Origin of the sequence: Mesorhizobium album, from assembly GCF_033977205.1 — a bacterium.
Lineage (GTDB): Bacteria > Pseudomonadota > Alphaproteobacteria > Rhizobiales > Rhizobiaceae > Mesorhizobium > Mesorhizobium album.
In genome coordinates this window covers 317,767-333,099 of the sequence record NZ_JAVIIW010000001.1, presented here as the reverse complement: position 1 = coordinate 333,099, position 15,333 = coordinate 317,767, and the positions used below count along the sequence as shown (strand labels likewise).

Genomic DNA, 15,333 nt, shown 5'->3' with positions numbered 1-15,333 from the left:
GCGCCGGCTACATCAGCCTTTGCCCATCCGAGCCAAAATAAAGCGGCGCGCGGTAGCGGATCGTCACTCTGTCCCCCTTTTCGAGCGGCGTGTCGGGATCGGTCAGCGTCACCAGCTTCTTCGCTCCCACCGTCACATGCAGATGGTTCTGGTCGCCGAGATGCTCGACCCAGTCGACGACGCCGTCGGCATGGCCGTTGGCCGCCTTCTCGATCGACAGATGCTCGGTGCGGGCGCCGATGGTCGTGGTTCCCAACGGCGCGCCACCGTCGGGCAGCAGCCCGGCCGGCAACAGGTTGATCGCCGGCTGGCCGAGGCGGGCCGCGACATGAAGGTTTGCCGGCTCCGAATAGATGGCGCGCGGCGTGCCGATCTGGACCAGCACTCCTTCCGAGAGGATGCCTATGCGATCGGCCATGGTCATCGCTTCGATCTGGTCGTGCGTGACATAGAGCATGGTGGCACCGAGCTCCGACTGGATGCGCTTCAGCTCCAGCCGCAAGTCAGCGCGCAGCTTGGCGTCGAGCGAGGACAGCGGCTCGTCCATCAGATAGATCGCGGGTTTCCGCACCAAGGCGCGGCCGATGGCGACGCGCTGCATCTCGCCGCCGGACAATCTGGTCGAGCGATTTTCGAGCTTGTGGTCGATGCGCACCATGCGCGCCACTTCTTCGACGCGGCGGCGGATCGCCTCTTCGGGGAAGCGCCGTGCCGGCGAGCGCAGCGGGAAGGCGAGGTTGTCGTAGACCGATAGGTGCGGATAGAGCGAATATTGCTGGAAGACGAAAGCGGTGTCACGCTCGGCCGGCGATAATGCCGTCGCGTCGTGACCGCCGATGTGGATCGTGCCGCTGTCCGGCCGCTCCAGCCCGGCGATCAGCCTGAGCGTCGTCGTCTTGCCGGCGCCGGTCGGGCCGAGCAGCACGACGAATTCGCCGTCCTTGATCTGCAGGTCGAGATCGCTGATGGCGACAGTCTCGCCAAAACTTTTGGTCACACCCTGGACGCGGACGTCAGCCATGGCGCGCCTCCTGATCATGCATGGCGGTTTTCACCGCGCGTCCAGTGCCTTTCTCGAACAGCGACAGCCGCGCGCTGCTCAACGCCAGCCCGACCTGCTCGCCGGTAGCGAGATGGATACCGGCGGGCACGCGGGCCTTGATAATGCCGTCGGCGGTCTCCACCGCGACGATCTGCGTGGTGCCGAGATATTCGGTGCCGTAGATCGCGCCGCGCAGCTTCGAGGCATCGTCGAAGCGGATGTGCTCGGGCCGGATGCCCAGCGCCATGTCGGCGGGTGCGATATCCTCGCGCACTTCCGGCACCGCCACCTTGGCCCCTTGCACGACGATTTCCTTCGCGCCCCTGGCGAGGCCGCCGCCGAAGCGCAAGAAATTCATCGGCGGCGAGCCGATGAAATCGGCGACGAACATCGTCGCAGGCCGGTCGTAGATCTCGCGGGGACTGCCGAACTGCTCGATGACGCCATGGTTCATCACCGCAATTTTGTCGGCCATCGACATCGCCTCCATCTGGTCATGGGTGACATAGACGGTGGTGGCGTGGATGCGGTTGTGAAGCTCGCGCAGCTCATGCACCATCAGATCGCGGAATTCGGTATCGAGGGTCCCCAGCGGCTCGTCCATCAGGAAGCATTTTGGACGCCGCACGATGGCGCGGCCGAGCGCGACGCGCTGGCGGTCGCCGCCGGCAAGGCCGGAGACCGACTTGTCGAGCAGATGATCGATGCGGAGCAGCTTCGCGGTCTCTTCAACGCGCGCGCGGATCTCGGCCGACGCCATGCCCTGCGCTAGCAGCGGGAAGCCGATGTTCTTGCGCACATTCATGTGCGGATAGAGCGCGAAGAGCTGGAAGACGAAGGCGATGTCGCGCTCGCGCGCCCGGCGCATGGTGACGTTCTCGCCGCCGAGCAGGATCTTGCCGCCGGTCGGCAGCTCGAGGCCGGCGATCATCCTCAGCGTCGTCGTCTTGCCGCAGCCGGATGGCCCGAGCATGACGAAGAACTCGCCGTCCTCGACGACGAAGTTGGAATCCTGCACGGCGACGAATTCGCCGAAGGCTTTCCTCAGGTTCTGAACGCGGATCTCGGCCATGGCTATTCCGGGAATTTCGAGACGATGATGAACATGGCCGTGCCGGCGAGCATGGTGACGAAGGAATAGCTGTAAAGCGACAGCGCGAAGGGCTGGAACAGCATCAGGAAGCCAATCGCGATCATGGCGGTTGCGATGTTTTCCATCAGGCCGCGCCTCGCCCAGGCGGGCCAGCGGGATTTGCGTTTTATAGGCTGGGTCGTGCTCATTTGCGCACCGCGCCGAAGGTGATGCCGCGCAAGAGCTGCTTGCGGAGCAGGATGGTGAAGACGAGGATCGGCACCAGGAAGATCGTCGTGCCGGCGGCGACCGCCGGCCAGTCCTGGCCGCCTTCGCCGATGATGGTCGGGATGAAGGGCGGTGCGGTCTGCGCCGTGCCGGAGGTCAGAAGTGCGGCGAACGCATATTCGTTCCAGGCGAAGATCAGGCAGAAGATGGCAGTGGCGGCGATGCCGGTGGTCGCCTGTGGCAGCACCGTGCGCCAGAAGGCTTGCAGCCTGGTATAGCCGTCGATCATCGCCGCTTCTTCGTATTCGCGCGGGATCTCGTCGATGAAGCCCTTGAGCAGCCAGACCGCGAGCGAGACGTTCACCGCTGTGTAGAGCAGGATCATGCCGAGCGCGGTGTCGGAAAGGCCGAGCTCGCGGTACATCAGATAGATCGGGATCGCCACTGCGATCGGCGGCATGAAGCGCGTCGACAGGATGAAGAACAGAAGGTCGTCAGCCAAAGGCACCTTGAAGCGCGAGAAGCCATAGGCCGAGAGCGTTCCGAGGAACACCGCGCAGAAGGTCGAGCCGAAGGCGATGATCAGCGAATTGACGAAGCGCGGCAGGAAGTTCGACGGCCCTGCGATCACCATGTTGCGCTTGCGCACGGTCTCGTCGCAGAGCCCGGTCGCTGGCCCCAGCGAGTTGATGTATTCCGGCGTTTGCCTGGTTCGGGTGGTGAACAGGTTGCAATAGCCTTCGAGGCTCGGCTGGAAGACGATCTTCGGCGGATAGGCGATCGAATCCGGCGGCGTCTTGAAGCTGGTGGCGAAGATCCACAGCAGCGGCACGATCGAGATCAGCGCGTAGCCGACGACGATCGCGCCGGCGATCCGCTTCGAGTTGGCCGAGGGCGCGACGACGGAATGGGCGGTGGTCAGGCTCATCTCTGCTTCACCTTGTTGAGCGCCTTGACGTAGATGTTGGCCAAGCCGAACACCGCGACGAACAGGATGATGGCGAAGGCCGAGGAATAACCGGTGCGCCAGCTCTCGAAGGCCTGCCGCTTCAACGTGATCGAGGCGACTTCCGTGGTCGAGCCAGGGCCGCCGCCGGTGAGCAGGTTGACCATGTCGAACATCTTGAAGTTCTCGATGCCGCGGAACAGAACCGCCAGCATGATGAAGGGCAGCGCCATCGGCAGCGTGATCGACCAGAACTGCCGCCAGTTGGAGGCGCGGTCGACCTCGGCTGCTTCATAGATGTATTCGGGAATGGAGCGCAGGCCGGCGAGGCAGATCAGCATCACGTAGGGCGTCCACATCCAGGTATCGACGATGATGATCGCCCATGGCGCCAGCTCGACATTGGACAGCATCTGCACATTCGTCGGCGGGATGCCGGTGAGGAACGAGACCGCGTAGGCGAACAGCCCGATCTGCGGCTCGTAGAGGAAGCGCCAGAAATTGCCGACCACCGCCGGCGACAGCATCATCGGCACCAGGATGATCGTCGTCCAGAAGGCGTGGCCGCGGAATTTTCTGTCGATCAGCCAGGCCAGCGTGAAGCCGATCACTGTCTGCAGAAGGATGGTCCAGAAGACGAAATGCGCCGTCGTCTGCATGGCGATCCAGATGTCCTGGTCGCCGAGGATGCGCCGGTAATTGGCGAGCCCGAGATTCTTCACCGCCTCGTTGGGGCGATTGGCGCGGTAGTTGGTGAAGGAGAGATAGATCGCCCAGAACAGCGGGAAGATATTGATGGCGAGCAGCAACAGGATCGTCGGCGAAATGAACAGCCAGGCGAGCCCTTTGTCGCTGATGCCCCGGATCTTGCGGGCCAACGGCTCCGGCGTCGCCCGGGCAACGTTGTCCGCAGTCCGATTGAGCATGGTAAGTCCTGCTTCGGTCACTGTCAGTCTCGGCGATGGAATTTATCTGAACTGCGTCCCGTGCCAAGGGCGGCACGGGACGCTGCGGTCTGGCTCGGGAGGAGCCTTACATCTTGCCCCGACTACATCTTGCCGTCGTCCTGGAAGACTTGCGTCCAGTCCTTGACTAGGCTGTCGAGCGCTTCCTGCGCGGTGCCCTTGTCGGCCACCACATAGTCGTGGACGCGCTTCTGCATCGCCTGCAAGAGCGTGGCGTAGCTCGGCTCGGCCCAGAAATCCTTCACGATTGCCATCGATTCCAGGAAGGTCGACGCGTAAGGCTGGCTGGCCGGGAACTTCGGGTCGTTCACCACCGCATTGAGGCAGGAGTAGCCGCCGAGCGACCACCATTTGGCCTGCACATCCTTGTTGGCGAACCACTTGATGTATTTCAGCGCGGCTTCCTGCTTGTCGGAATAGGAGACCACCGAGATGCCCTGGCCGCCAAGCTGGGCGAAATGGCCCTTCGGGCCGGCCGGGTTGGTGAAGAAGCCGATCTTGTCACCACCTACCTTCTCGTCCTTGTAGAGGCCGGGCCAGGTGAAGGCGAAGTTCATATGGAGCGCGACCTGGCCTGATTTGAAGGCGTCGGCCGATTCACCCATGTAGACGTTCGACGACCCGGGAGGCGTGCAGCAATCGTATAGCTTCTTGTAGAATTCGAGGCCCTTGGCAGCGTCCGGCGAGTTGACGAAGCCCTGCATGTCGTAGGCTTTGTTCGGGTTCTGATAATCGAAGCCAAAGTCGTAAAGGACGTTGGTGACGCCCATGGTGATGCCTTCCGAGCCGCGCTCGGTGTAGATCGAGGCGCCATAGACCGTCTTGCCGTCGATCTGCCGCTTCTGGAAGAATTCGGCGATCTGCATCAGCTGGTCATAGGTCTTGGGCGGGCCAAGCTCCCAGCCGTATTTCTCCTTGAATTCCTTCTGCAGCTCGGGCCGCGAGAACCAGTCCTTGCGGTAGGTCCAGCCGACGACATCGCCCATGGCCGGCAGCGCCCAGTAGTTCGGCGTGTTCTTCGGCCATTCGGAGTAGCCGACGACGGTGGCCGGCACGAAGTCGTCCATGCTGATATGCTCCTTGTCGAAGAAGTCGTTCAGCTTGACGTAGTGGCCGTTCTCGGCGGCGCCGCCGATCCACTGGCTGTCGCCGATGATCAGGTCGCAGAGCTTGCCGTGAGAGTTGAGCTCGTTGAGGAAGCGATCGGCATAGTTCGTCCACGGCACGAATTCAAACTTCATGCCGATGCCGGTTTGCTTGGTGAAGTCCTTGGACAGTTCCACGAGCGCGTTGGCCGGGTCCCAGGCGGCCCAGCAAAGCGTCAGGTCTTCCGCATGCGCGGCGCTCGAGACGGCTGTCGACGCGAATGCCGCCGAGGCCAGTCCCAACGCCAGTTTCCAGGTCGATTTCATGCCTTACCTCCCATTTGCGAAACGCGTCCGGATGACGGTTTCAAAAGCCCTCAACCCTCGCTCCTCCAAGGGCCTGAACATGACGCGCGATGCGCAGTCGATGTTTAGTAATTTGTTTAGTAATGCTCTTTTTACTAAACAACGCAAGCGAATTCGTTGCTGCGCCGCAGCATGGCGAAACGGGCGGTTGGAATCGTTGGGAAAATAAGCCGCCGGCTGCTCGGCCGGTCGCTTGAGCCGGCTACTTGACGCTCTTCGTGCTCACCGTTACCGGCCGGATCGGCGGCGCCGGCGGCAGCAAGTCGCGTATGTCGGCGAAGGGAAACACGGGCTCGAAGCGGAAGGCTTCGGCAAGCGCGCCGGGCGCGCCATTGCACTGGCCGGCGCGAAATTGGTTTTGCGTGCGCATGCCGTCGACGAAGCGCTCGGGGTCCTGCGAGCGATGCGCGCGGATCGCTTGCGCCTTGAGATCCCAATGGGCGGAGATGTCGACATAGTGCGTCGGCGAAAAGCCGGTGCCGCCGAGCGCGTCGGCATGCAGCACCGGCACCGCGAAGGACGCCGCGATACGCGCAGTGTCGGACAGCGCTCGATGGTCGCCGTGATAATCGTTCGGCGCATGCGTGATCGCGAGATCGGGTCTTATCTCGGCGATCAGCGCCTTCAGAGTGCCGATCAACGCCCCATCCGCAACCAACGCCCCGTCGGGGAAGTCGAGGAAACGCGGCGCGACCCCAAGCAGGCCGGCTGCCACGATCGCTTCCTCGCGCCTTGCCCGGGCGAGCGCCACCGGGTCGCCCTTGCCCCCTTTGGCGCCGTCCGTGGCTATTGCAAAAGTGAGCTCTGCGCCTAGCGCGGCATAGGCGGCCATCGTACCGAACATGAAGATCTCGATATCGTCGGGATGCGCGCCCAGCGCCAGTATCTTCACTCTTTGTCTCCCGGAAACGAAACGTGCCGAACGGAATTCTGCTCGCCCTGATCGCCTATGCAAGCTACTCGTGCAGCGACGCCGTCATCAAGAGCCTGGGCGGGCAGTTCACGGTCTTCGAGATCGGCTTCTTCACCATCTTGTTTGCTGGCTGTTTTCTGTTCTTCACCCGCCCGGTCGGTGAGCGCTGGCGCGACTTCTGGCGCACCAGGCGGCCGTGGGCCGTGCAGGCCCGCGCCTGGGCAGGCATCGCCTCCGGCGTGCTCAGCGTCTATGCCTTCACCACCATTCCGCTGGCCGAAGTCTACGCCCTGATCTTCCTGGCGCCGCTGTTCGTCACCATCCTCTCCACCGTCATCCTGAAGGAGAAGGTCGGCCCCTGGCGGTGGCTGGCGGTGGTCGCCGGCTTCGCCGGCGTCATGCTCGTCGTCAGACCCGGCTTTCGCGAATTGCATCTCGGCCACCTCGCTGCCTTTGCCATCGCCTTCCTCGCCGCCACCAGCGTCATCCTGATGCGCTCGCTGGCGCAGCAGGAAAAGCGCACGACCATGCTCGGCGTGCTGGTCGGCTATGGCCTCGTCTTCAACGGCCTTGGCGCGGCGGCAACGTCGTTCATCCTGCCGGACGGCAGGCAACTGGTCTGGCTGGTCATGGCCGGCGCCTTCACCGCCTGCGGCCAGCTGCTGCAGCTTCTGGCGGCCAAATACGCGCCAGCCAACCGGATCGCGCCGACGCATTATTCGCAGATCGTCCGGGCGGTGGTCCTCGGCTCGCTGTTCTTCCGGGAATATCCCGACGCGTTGACGCTGGTCGGCCTTGCCGTCCTCGGCGCCTCGGGCCTGCTCACCATGGTGCGCGAGGAGGTGCGGCTGGGCACCGTGCGCTGGAATCCGTTCACGCGCACCAGGCTTTAAGCCGGTTGCGCGTCAGTCCGGGCCGCTGATATGCGAGCGCAATGAGAACCAGATCGTTGCCAGAGCTACCGGTATCGGCTGTGCTGCCGGCGCTCAGCCAGGCGCTGGCCGAGCGCAACAGCGCTGTGCTGGTGGCGCCTCCCGGCGCCGGCAAGACGACGCTGGTGCCGCTGGCTCTACTCGACGCGCCTTGGCTCGGCGATGGCAGGATCGTCCTGCTCGAACCGCGCCGGCTGGCCGCCCGTGCCGCTGCCCGCCGCATGGCCGAACTACTCGGCGAGGAACCTGGCGGCACCGTCGGCTATGCGATGCGCATGGAAAACCGCACCTCGGCGCGGACGAAAATCCTTGTCGTCACCGAAGGCGTGCTGTCTCGCATGATCCTCGACGATCCGGAACTGCCGGGCGTTTCGGCGGTGATCTTCGACGAGTTCCACGAGCGCTCGCTCGACGGCGATTTCGGCCTCGCGCTGGCGCTCGACGTGCAAGGCGCGCTCCGGCCCGATCTGCGACTGCTCGTCATGTCGGCGACGCTCGACGGCGCGCGCGTTGCAAAACTGCTGGCCGGGGCGCCGGTGATCGAAAGCGAGGGCCGCGCTTTCCCGGTCGAGATCCGCTATGACGAGCGCCCGGCCGGCGTGGCCGTCGAGGACGCCATGGCCAAGGCGGTCCGTTCAGCGCTCGCCACCGAGCAGGGCAGCGTGCTCGCCTTCCTGCCCGGACAGCGCGAGATCGAACGCACCGCCAAGCGGCTCGAAGGCAATGTCGCGGCCGATACCGACATCGTTCCGCTCTACGGCCAGCTCGACAACAGGATGCAGGATGCCGCGATCAGGCCGGCCCCAACCGGCCGCCGCAAGGTGGTGCTGGCGACGTCGATCGCCGAGACCTCTATCACCATCGACGGCGTGCGCGTCGTCGTCGATTCCGGCCTGTCGCGGCTGCCGCGCTACGAGCCGGCGAGCGGCCTGACGCGGCTGGAGACTGTGCGCGTCAGCAGAGCTTCGGCAGACCAGCGCACCGGCCGCGCCGGACGCACCCAGGCCGGCGTCGCCATCCGGCTGTGGCGCGCCGAGCAGACGGCAGCGCTTCCCGCCTTCACGCCGCCGGAAATCCTCGAGGCCGACCTTTCCGGCCTGCTGCTCGACTGCGCCGCTTTCGGCGTCGCCGATCCGTCGAGCCTGTCCTTTCTCGATCCGCCGCCGGCGCCCGCGCTCAACGAGGCGAGGGTTCTGCTCAAGGCATTGCACGCCATCGACGACGCCGGCCGGCTGACGGATGCGGGTGCTGCGATGCGCAAGCTGGCGCTGCCGGTGCGGCTCGCACACATGGTGGCGGAAGCGGCAAAGGCGGGCCAAGCGTTTGAAGCGGCGACGCTTGCCGTGCTTTTGACGGAGCGCGGGCTTGGCGGCGACAGCGCCGACCTTGAACGACGGCTGATGCGGTTTCGCGGGGAGAAGTCGCCACGCGCCAACGCAGCCCGGCAGCTTGCCGAGCGCCTGGCAAGGCAGGCTGGCGGCGGAAGGGCCGACACGCCGGCCGCCGCCGGTACGCTGCTGATCCACGCCTGGCCGGATCGGGTGGCGAGGGCCCGCGGCGAGCGCGGCCGCTTCGTGCTCGCCAACGGCTCCGGCGCGATGGTCGACGCCGCCGATCCGCTAGCCGGCGAGACTTGGCTGGTGATCGCCGACCTGCAAGGCAAGGCGCAGAACGCCCGCATCACCGCCGCTGCGCCCGTCGACGAGGCCGACATCCGCTCGGCCCTTGCCGACCGCATCGAGACGAAGCGTGAAACAAGCTTCGACCGCGAGCGTCGCGCCGTGCGCGTGCGCGAGACCGCCCGCCTCGGCGCCATCACGCTTTCCGAGCGCATGCTGCCGGCGCCGACCGGCGCCGAGGCGGATCGGGCCATCCTGGACGCCTTGCGCGAGCACGGCCTGTCGCTGCTCGATTGGGGCAAGGAGGCGGAGACGCTTCGCCAGCGGCTCGGCTGGCTCAATCGCGGCCTCGGCGCGCCCTGGCCCGATGTCTCGGACCAGGCGCTACTCGAGCGCCTCGAAGACTGGCTACTGCCCTTCCTTGCTGGCGATGCCTCCTTCGCGGCGATCAAGCCGGCGACGCTTATCGTGGGCTTGAAGTCGCTCGTCCCACACGACCTACAGCGCAAGGTGGATTCCCTGGCGCCGACCCATTTCGATGCGCCCTCGGGCAGCAACGTGCCGATCCGCTATGACGGCGAATGGCCGGTGCTGGCCATCCGCGTGCAGGAGCTGTTCGGCCTCGACCGCCATCCTTCGATTGCCAACGGCGCGGTGCCGCTGACGCTCGAACTCTTGTCGCCGGCGCATCGCCCCATCCAGACGACCCGCGATCTCCCCGGCTTCTGGCGCGGCTCCTGGGCGGATGTGCGCACCGACATGCGCGGCCGCTACCCCAAGCATGTCTGGCCGGAAAACCCGCTGCTGGCGGCCGCCACCAGCCGCGCCAAGCCGCGCGGAACCTGAAGGAAGTCATGCTCTATCGTTTCCACGCTTGCGGCTGTAATTCTTGGCAATGATCAACATTCTGCGCGCGCCCGATTCCCAGCAGAGCCAGCGGCTGCGGCTCAACACGCTGATCCGCCTGCGGTGGCTCGCCATTGTCGGCCAGAGCATCGCGGTGCTCGTCGTCGCCTACGGGCTGAAATTCCCACTGCCGGTCTCGATGTGCTTCGCGCTCATCGCCTGCTCGGCCTGGATGAACCTCTGGCTCACCTTCCGCTATCCGGCGGCGCATCGGCTTAGCCCGCTCGCGGCCTTCGTCATCCTCACCATCGATAGCCTGCAGCTCGCCGGACTGCTCTATATGACCGGGGGGCTCACCAACCCATTCTCGGTCCTGCTCTCGGTGCCCGTCGTCATCTCCGCCGCGTCGCTGCCGCTGCGCCTCACCGCGGTGCTGGGCGCGCTGGTCATTTCGGCGACAACGCTGCTGGTGTTCTTCCATCTGCCGCTGCCATGGTACGGGGGCTCGCCGCTGCCGATGCCCTTCATCTATGTCGCCGGCATGTGGATGGCGGTGTTCGCCTCGATCGCCTTTACCGCCATCTATGCCTTCCGCGTCGCGGCCGAGGCGCGCCTGCTCGCCAATGCGCTCGCCGCCACCGAGCTGGTGCTGCAGCGCGAGCAGCATCTCTCCGCGCTCGACGGGCTCGCGGCGGCGGCCGCGCATGAGCTGGGTACGCCCTTGGCCACCATAACCGTCGTCGCCAAGGAAATGGAAAAGGCGCTCGGCCAGGATGCGAAATTCGCGGAGGACGTGAAGCTGCTGCGCTCGCAGAGCGAGCGCTGCCGCGAGATCCTGAAGCGGCTCACCAGTCTGTCCACGGAAGGCGAGCAGCATCTTTCGCGCCTACCGCTGACCTCGCTGGTCGAGGAGGTGACGGCGCCGCACCGCGACTTCGGCATCTCGATCCGGCTGCGCCCCGGCGAGCGCATCGGGCCGGAGCCGGTCGGCCAGCGCAGCCCCGGCGTCATCTACGGGCTCGGCAACCTGGTCGAGAACGCCGTCGACTTTGCCAGGAAGACCGTCACCGTCAGCTGGAACTGGGACGAGACCGAAGTCTCCTTTTCCATCACCGATGACGGGCCGGGCTTCCCGCCGGAGATCATCGACCGCATCGGCGAGCCCTATATGTCGACCCGCCAGGGCAACGAGGCCGGCGGCGGCCTCGGCCTCGGGCTGTTCATCGCCAAGACCTTGCTGGAACGCTCCGGCGCGACGCTCGACTTCCGCAATTCGAGCGGGCTTGGCGAGGGCGCGGTGGTGCAAATCACCTGGCCGCGCAGCGTCTTTCTCAATCCCCAGCAGCTGTCCGGGACCATGTTCGACAACGCCTGAGCCTTGCGATTGCCGCATGGCAGCTTTGTTGCCGGCTGTTAAAATTGGACATTGCTGTTGCAGAATTGTATCTGCGTAAAAGTAAGGCAGTAGGATGCTGACGAAATGAGCGCAGAAGAACCCACCGGCGCAATGGTAGAAGGCGAGGACACCTCGCTGCTGATCGTCGACGACGACAAGCCGTTCCTTACCCGCCTTGCCCGCGCCATGGAAACCAGGGGCTTCGCGGTCGAGACGGCGGAGAGCGTGGAAGAGGCCGTCGCCAAGGCGCGCGCCCGTCCGCCCGCCTATGCGGTGGTCGACATGCGGCTGGGCGACGGCAACGGCCTCGACGTGGTCGCCGCCATCCGCGAGAAGCGCGACGATTCTCGCACCATCATCCTGACCGGCTACGGCAACATCGCCACCGCGGTGACGGCGGTGAAGCTCGGCGCCGTCGATTATCTGTCGAAGCCCGCCGACGCCGACGACGTTTTCGCCGCGCTCACCCGCACCTCGGGCGAACGCGCGGCGCCACCCGAAAACCCGATGTCGGCCGACCGAGTGCGCTGGGAGCACATCCAGCGCGTCTACGAAATGTGCGACCGCAACGTTTCCGAGACCGCGCGCCGCCTCAACATGCACCGCCGCACATTGCAGCGCATACTAGCCAAACGCGCGCCGCGCTGACCTGCTTGCGTCGCCAAAGACGCTTGCGCATCATCCGGCAACAGGATTCCGGCCGGCTGGCCGTGTGACGGAGGCGACATGCGCGACGAGCGGCCAAAATCGATCCTGCGCGAATTCCTCGACGGCGAGGCGGCCGGCGGCATCATCCTGATGGCGGCCGCCGCTCTGGCGCTGATCGTTGCCAACTCGCCGCTCGCTGGGACCTATTTTTCGGTCCTCCACGCCTATCTCGGACCGCTCAGCGTCTCGCACTGGATCAATGACGGGCTGATGGCGGTGTTCTTCCTGCTGGTCGGGCTGGAGATCAAGCGCGAGATGCTGGACGGCCAGCTCTCGACCTGGCCGCGCCGCGTGCTGCCCGGCATCGCCGCCGCCGGCGGCATGCTGGTTCCGGCGCTGGTCTATGTCGCCGTCAACCGGAACAATCAGGCCGCGCTCTCCGGCTGGGCGATCCCGACCGCCACCGACATCGCCTTTGCGCTGGGCGTCTTGTCGCTGCTCGGCAGCCGCGTGCCGGCCTCGCTGAAGGTCTTCCTCACCGCTTTGGCCATCATCGACGATCTCGGCGCCGTCATCATCATCGCGCTGTTCTACACAAGCGGCCTGTCGCTCGCCTATCTGGCGGCTGCCTTCGCTGCCATTGTCGTGCTGATTGTGCTCAACCGCATGCGCGTGATGAATCTCCTGCCTTATCTAGTGATCGGCGCGGTGCTGTGGGTGCTGGTGTTGAAATCGGGCGTGCATGCGACGCTTGCCGGCGTGGCGCTGGCGCTTACCATTCCGCTCGAGCGCTCGCCCGGCATCGGCCATGATGTCGAGCATTCGCCGCTGCATCGCCTGGAGCACGGCCTGCACAAGCTCGTGCCCTTCATCGTCATTCCGATCTTCGGCTTCGCCAATGCCGGCGTCCCGCTCGTCGGCTTGAGCTTTGCCGCTCTGGTCGAGCCGCTGACGCTCGGCGTCGCCGCAGGCCTCGTGCTCGGCAAGCTGGCCGGCGTGTTCGCCTCCTCGGCCATCGCCATCCGGCTCGGCCTTGCCGACCTGCCGGCCCATGCCGGCTGGCTGCATATGTTCGGCATTTCGCTGCTGTGCGGCATCGGCTTCACCATGAGCCTGTTCATCGGCCTGCTCGCCTTCGCCGGTGACGCCGCGCTTCAGGACGCTGTGAAGGTCGGCATCCTCGCCGGCTCGCTGGTCGCGGCGCTGGCTGGTACCGCGGTGCTGCTCTTGGCGCCGGCGGCGAGTGGGGTCGAAGAAGATCTGGGCTAGAACCTCTCAGGGCACGATAGGCTCCGGCGGCAGGCCAAAGGCCGCGAACAAAGTGGGGCCGAGTGGCGGCACATAGATCGTCAGCGAGGCGATTTTACCGTCGGCGGGTTCAATTACATGCAGCGAATGGGGTCGCCAGACGAAATCCTGACGCCCGAGCGCGTAAACGCCCACAGCTGGCTGGGCGTTGGCCCCGATGGCCACCGCGCGATAGCCGGCAAAATTGTCCCAGACGCTCCCCAGGAAAGCGCCGATCGCCAGGTGTCCGCGGTACCATTCCCGCCATGGCGGCATGTGATAGATGGCGTCCTCGCGCAGCAGATCGACGAGCCCGTCTAGATTGTCGGCTTGCCAGGCCCGCATGTAGCGTTCGAGCAGCAGGCCTTCGTCCGGACTGGGCACTAATCGCTTCAGTGGTCGGCCCTGGGGGTAGCGCCCGCCAAGCGTCGCGCGGGCCCGCTGCAAGGCGCTGTTGATCGAGGCGGTGGTTCCGCCAAGCAAATGCGCGGTCTCGATGGAAGACCATCCGAGCACATCGCAAAGCAGCAGGACGGCGCGCTGCCTGGGTGGCAACAGCTGGATCGCCGCGACGAAGGCGAGCCGCACGGCCTCGCGGGCCTCGTAACGCGCTTCTGGCCCCGGCCTATCATCAGCGATGTCAGGCAGTTCCGTGTCCGGATATGGCTCCAGCCAGGCGAACTCGGTGGCCGGTCCGCCGGTCGCTCTTCCTTCGGAGGGAGGTCGATCGGGCTGCTTGACAATGCGCTGCGCCGACGACCGTGCTTTGATGGCATTGAGGCAGCTGTTGGTGGCGATGCTGTAGAGCCAGCCGCGAATGGAACCTCTTCCGTCGAATTGCGACCTGGCGCGCCAGGCCTTTAGGAAAGTGTCCTGGACGAGGTCGTCCGCCTCGTTGAGCGAGCCCATCATCCGGTAACAGTGGAGCTTGAGCTCGCGGCGGTGGGCGATGGTCAGGCGCTCGAAGGCCAACCGGTCGAGGACCGGTTGGCCTGGCCGGCCTAAAGGCTCGAAAGGGCCCAGAGCGTCAGTCATGGAGAGCCCGGGGAGCTGAATTCGGCCGGCATCCTGCGCGCCTCATGCCGCCGCCGCAAGACCGCTGCCGCTGACAGTAAAGGAACTGCCTTGCAGCTTCCCGGTGGCGAGATGGACCACCGCTCGTCCAACGTCGGCCGGCGTCTGCATGTCGGTCATGCTGGCCAGGAAGTCGGCCGGGCGGATGCCCATATAGGCTGCAACGCCATCGATGCCATGATCGCCGACCCCGGTGCCCGGCATGATTCGGGCAGGCGAAAGCGCCATGAAGCGCAGGCCGAGGCCCAGGCGGTCCGATTCTTTCTGGCAATGGCCGGCCAGGAATATCTGCATGCGCTTGGCACCGGCATAGCCGCCAGAATTTGGCGGCCCTCCGCTGATTGCGGCGCCGCTGGAGATCAGCAACACTCGGCTTCCGGGCTTGAGCCGGCCATTGAGGGCTGCCCGGCAGAACAGGAAAGACGCTTTGACGTCCATTTCCCAGTTCGCCGAGAAGACCTCCCAGCTCTGCTCCGGTATAGGCGCGGAAGGAGCCAAGGCGCCCGCGCAGACCACCAGCACGTCCGGCGCAAGCGCATCGAAAACCGCTTCCGGCGCGGTTTCTGCCGTCGCATCGGCCGCAAGGGTCCTCAAGCCCGAGTGTTCCCAGGCGAGTTGCTTCAGGTCGGCGGCGCCACGGGCGACGGCAAGCACGGTTGCCCCCTCGCCAAGCGCGGCTTCCACGATCGAGCGGCCGACACCCCGGCTGCCTCCGACGACGACGACGTTCTGATTTTGCAACGATTCCATGCCTCACCTCTTTTCCAGGCCGCCGACCATTCGGACGCGCCTGTTGGTGCAGACAATCGGGATCAGCGGAAATCATCGGTGCGGAACGAAAATTCTCGCTGGCGTTAGGCAAGGGTTGGCGTGAGCCTCGGTCTGCGCCGGACGCCAGCTGCAACACGCCAACG

Annotated in this window: 14 protein-coding genes; 5 read left to right on the top strand and 9 right to left on the bottom strand. The window is 65.4% G+C overall.

All coding sequences use genetic code 11. The features are described from left to right. Window positions 1–7 precede the first annotated feature (7 nt). From RFN28_RS01545 to RFN28_RS01515, 7 genes are all read right to left on the bottom strand, one after another. Window positions 8–1,021, bottom strand: a complete 1,014-nt coding sequence (locus RFN28_RS01545) for an ABC transporter ATP-binding protein (RefSeq protein ID WP_320285590.1) — start codon at window positions 1,019–1,021, stop codon at window positions 8–10. Beyond that, the gene (locus RFN28_RS01540; protein ID WP_320285589.1) at window positions 1,014–2,114 is read right to left on the bottom strand and encodes an ABC transporter ATP-binding protein; all 1,101 of its coding nucleotides are present in this window, start codon (window positions 2,112–2,114) and stop codon (window positions 1,014–1,016) included. The genes RFN28_RS01545 and RFN28_RS01540 overlap by 8 nt, the downstream gene beginning before the upstream one ends. Before the next feature lie 2 nt (window positions 2,115–2,116). Continuing rightward, on the bottom strand, window positions 2,117–2,323 hold the full coding sequence (locus tag RFN28_RS01535; RefSeq protein WP_320285588.1) for a hypothetical protein: 207 nt from the start codon (window positions 2,321–2,323) through the stop codon (window positions 2,117–2,119). Then, window positions 2,320–3,270, bottom strand: coding sequence for a carbohydrate ABC transporter permease (locus RFN28_RS01530; RefSeq protein ID WP_320285587.1), 951 nt, complete (start codon window positions 3,268–3,270; stop codon window positions 2,320–2,322). The genes RFN28_RS01535 and RFN28_RS01530 overlap by 4 nt, the downstream gene beginning before the upstream one ends. Then, complete coding sequence (locus RFN28_RS01525; RefSeq protein ID WP_126096498.1) at window positions 3,267–4,214, bottom strand: carbohydrate ABC transporter permease; 948 nt, start codon at window positions 4,212–4,214, stop codon at window positions 3,267–3,269. Before RFN28_RS01525 ends, RFN28_RS01530 begins: the two co-directional genes overlap by 4 nt. A gap of 122 nt (window positions 4,215–4,336) precedes the next feature. After that, window positions 4,337–5,665 (bottom strand): ABC transporter substrate-binding protein, encoded by a 1,329-nt coding sequence (locus tag RFN28_RS01520; protein ID WP_320285586.1) that lies wholly within the window; start codon window positions 5,663–5,665, stop codon window positions 4,337–4,339. Window positions 5,666–5,906: 241 nt separating this feature from the next. After that, complete coding sequence (locus tag RFN28_RS01515; protein WP_320285585.1) at window positions 5,907–6,596, bottom strand: PIG-L deacetylase family protein; 690 nt, start codon at window positions 6,594–6,596, stop codon at window positions 5,907–5,909. A gap of 23 nt (window positions 6,597–6,619) precedes the next feature. On the opposite strand from RFN28_RS01515, the gene RFN28_RS01510 reads away from it, so the two are divergent. The 5 genes from RFN28_RS01510 (at window position 6,620) to nhaA (ending at window position 13,327) form a co-directional block, all read left to right on the top strand. Beyond that, window positions 6,620–7,510, top strand: coding sequence for a DMT family transporter (locus tag RFN28_RS01510; protein ID WP_320285584.1), 891 nt, complete (start codon window positions 6,620–6,622; stop codon window positions 7,508–7,510). Between the two features lie 41 nt (window positions 7,511–7,551). Next, window positions 7,552–10,014: an ATP-dependent helicase HrpB gene (gene hrpB, locus RFN28_RS01505; RefSeq protein WP_320285583.1), complete on the top strand. Its 2,463-nt coding sequence runs from the start codon at window positions 7,552–7,554 to the stop codon at window positions 10,012–10,014. 49 nt (window positions 10,015–10,063) lie between these two features. Beyond that, a complete protein-coding gene (locus RFN28_RS01500; RefSeq protein ID WP_320285653.1) occupies window positions 10,064–11,389 on the top strand; it encodes an ActS/PrrB/RegB family redox-sensitive histidine kinase in 1,326 nt (441 codons plus the stop codon). Window positions 11,390–11,494: 105 nt separating this feature from the next. Further along, window positions 11,495–12,058: an ActR/PrrA/RegA family redox response regulator transcription factor gene (locus RFN28_RS01495; RefSeq protein ID WP_320285582.1), complete on the top strand. Its 564-nt coding sequence runs from the start codon at window positions 11,495–11,497 to the stop codon at window positions 12,056–12,058. Window positions 12,059–12,136: 78 nt separating this feature from the next. Next, window positions 12,137–13,327, top strand: a complete 1,191-nt coding sequence (gene nhaA, locus RFN28_RS01490; protein WP_320285581.1) for a Na+/H+ antiporter NhaA — start codon at window positions 12,137–12,139, stop codon at window positions 13,325–13,327. A gap of 6 nt (window positions 13,328–13,333) precedes the next feature. Here the strand turns inward: nhaA and RFN28_RS01485 are convergent, their stop codons facing one another. Together RFN28_RS01485 and RFN28_RS01480 are read right to left on the bottom strand one after the other, a co-directional pair. Next, on the bottom strand, window positions 13,334–14,380 hold the full coding sequence (locus tag RFN28_RS01485) for an RNA polymerase subunit sigma-70 (protein ID WP_320285580.1): 1,047 nt from the start codon (window positions 14,378–14,380) through the stop codon (window positions 13,334–13,336). Between the two features lie 42 nt (window positions 14,381–14,422). After that, window positions 14,423–15,169, bottom strand: a complete 747-nt coding sequence (locus tag RFN28_RS01480; RefSeq protein ID WP_320285579.1) for an SDR family NAD(P)-dependent oxidoreductase — start codon at window positions 15,167–15,169, stop codon at window positions 14,423–14,425. Between the last annotated feature and the right edge of the window lie 164 nt (window positions 15,170–15,333).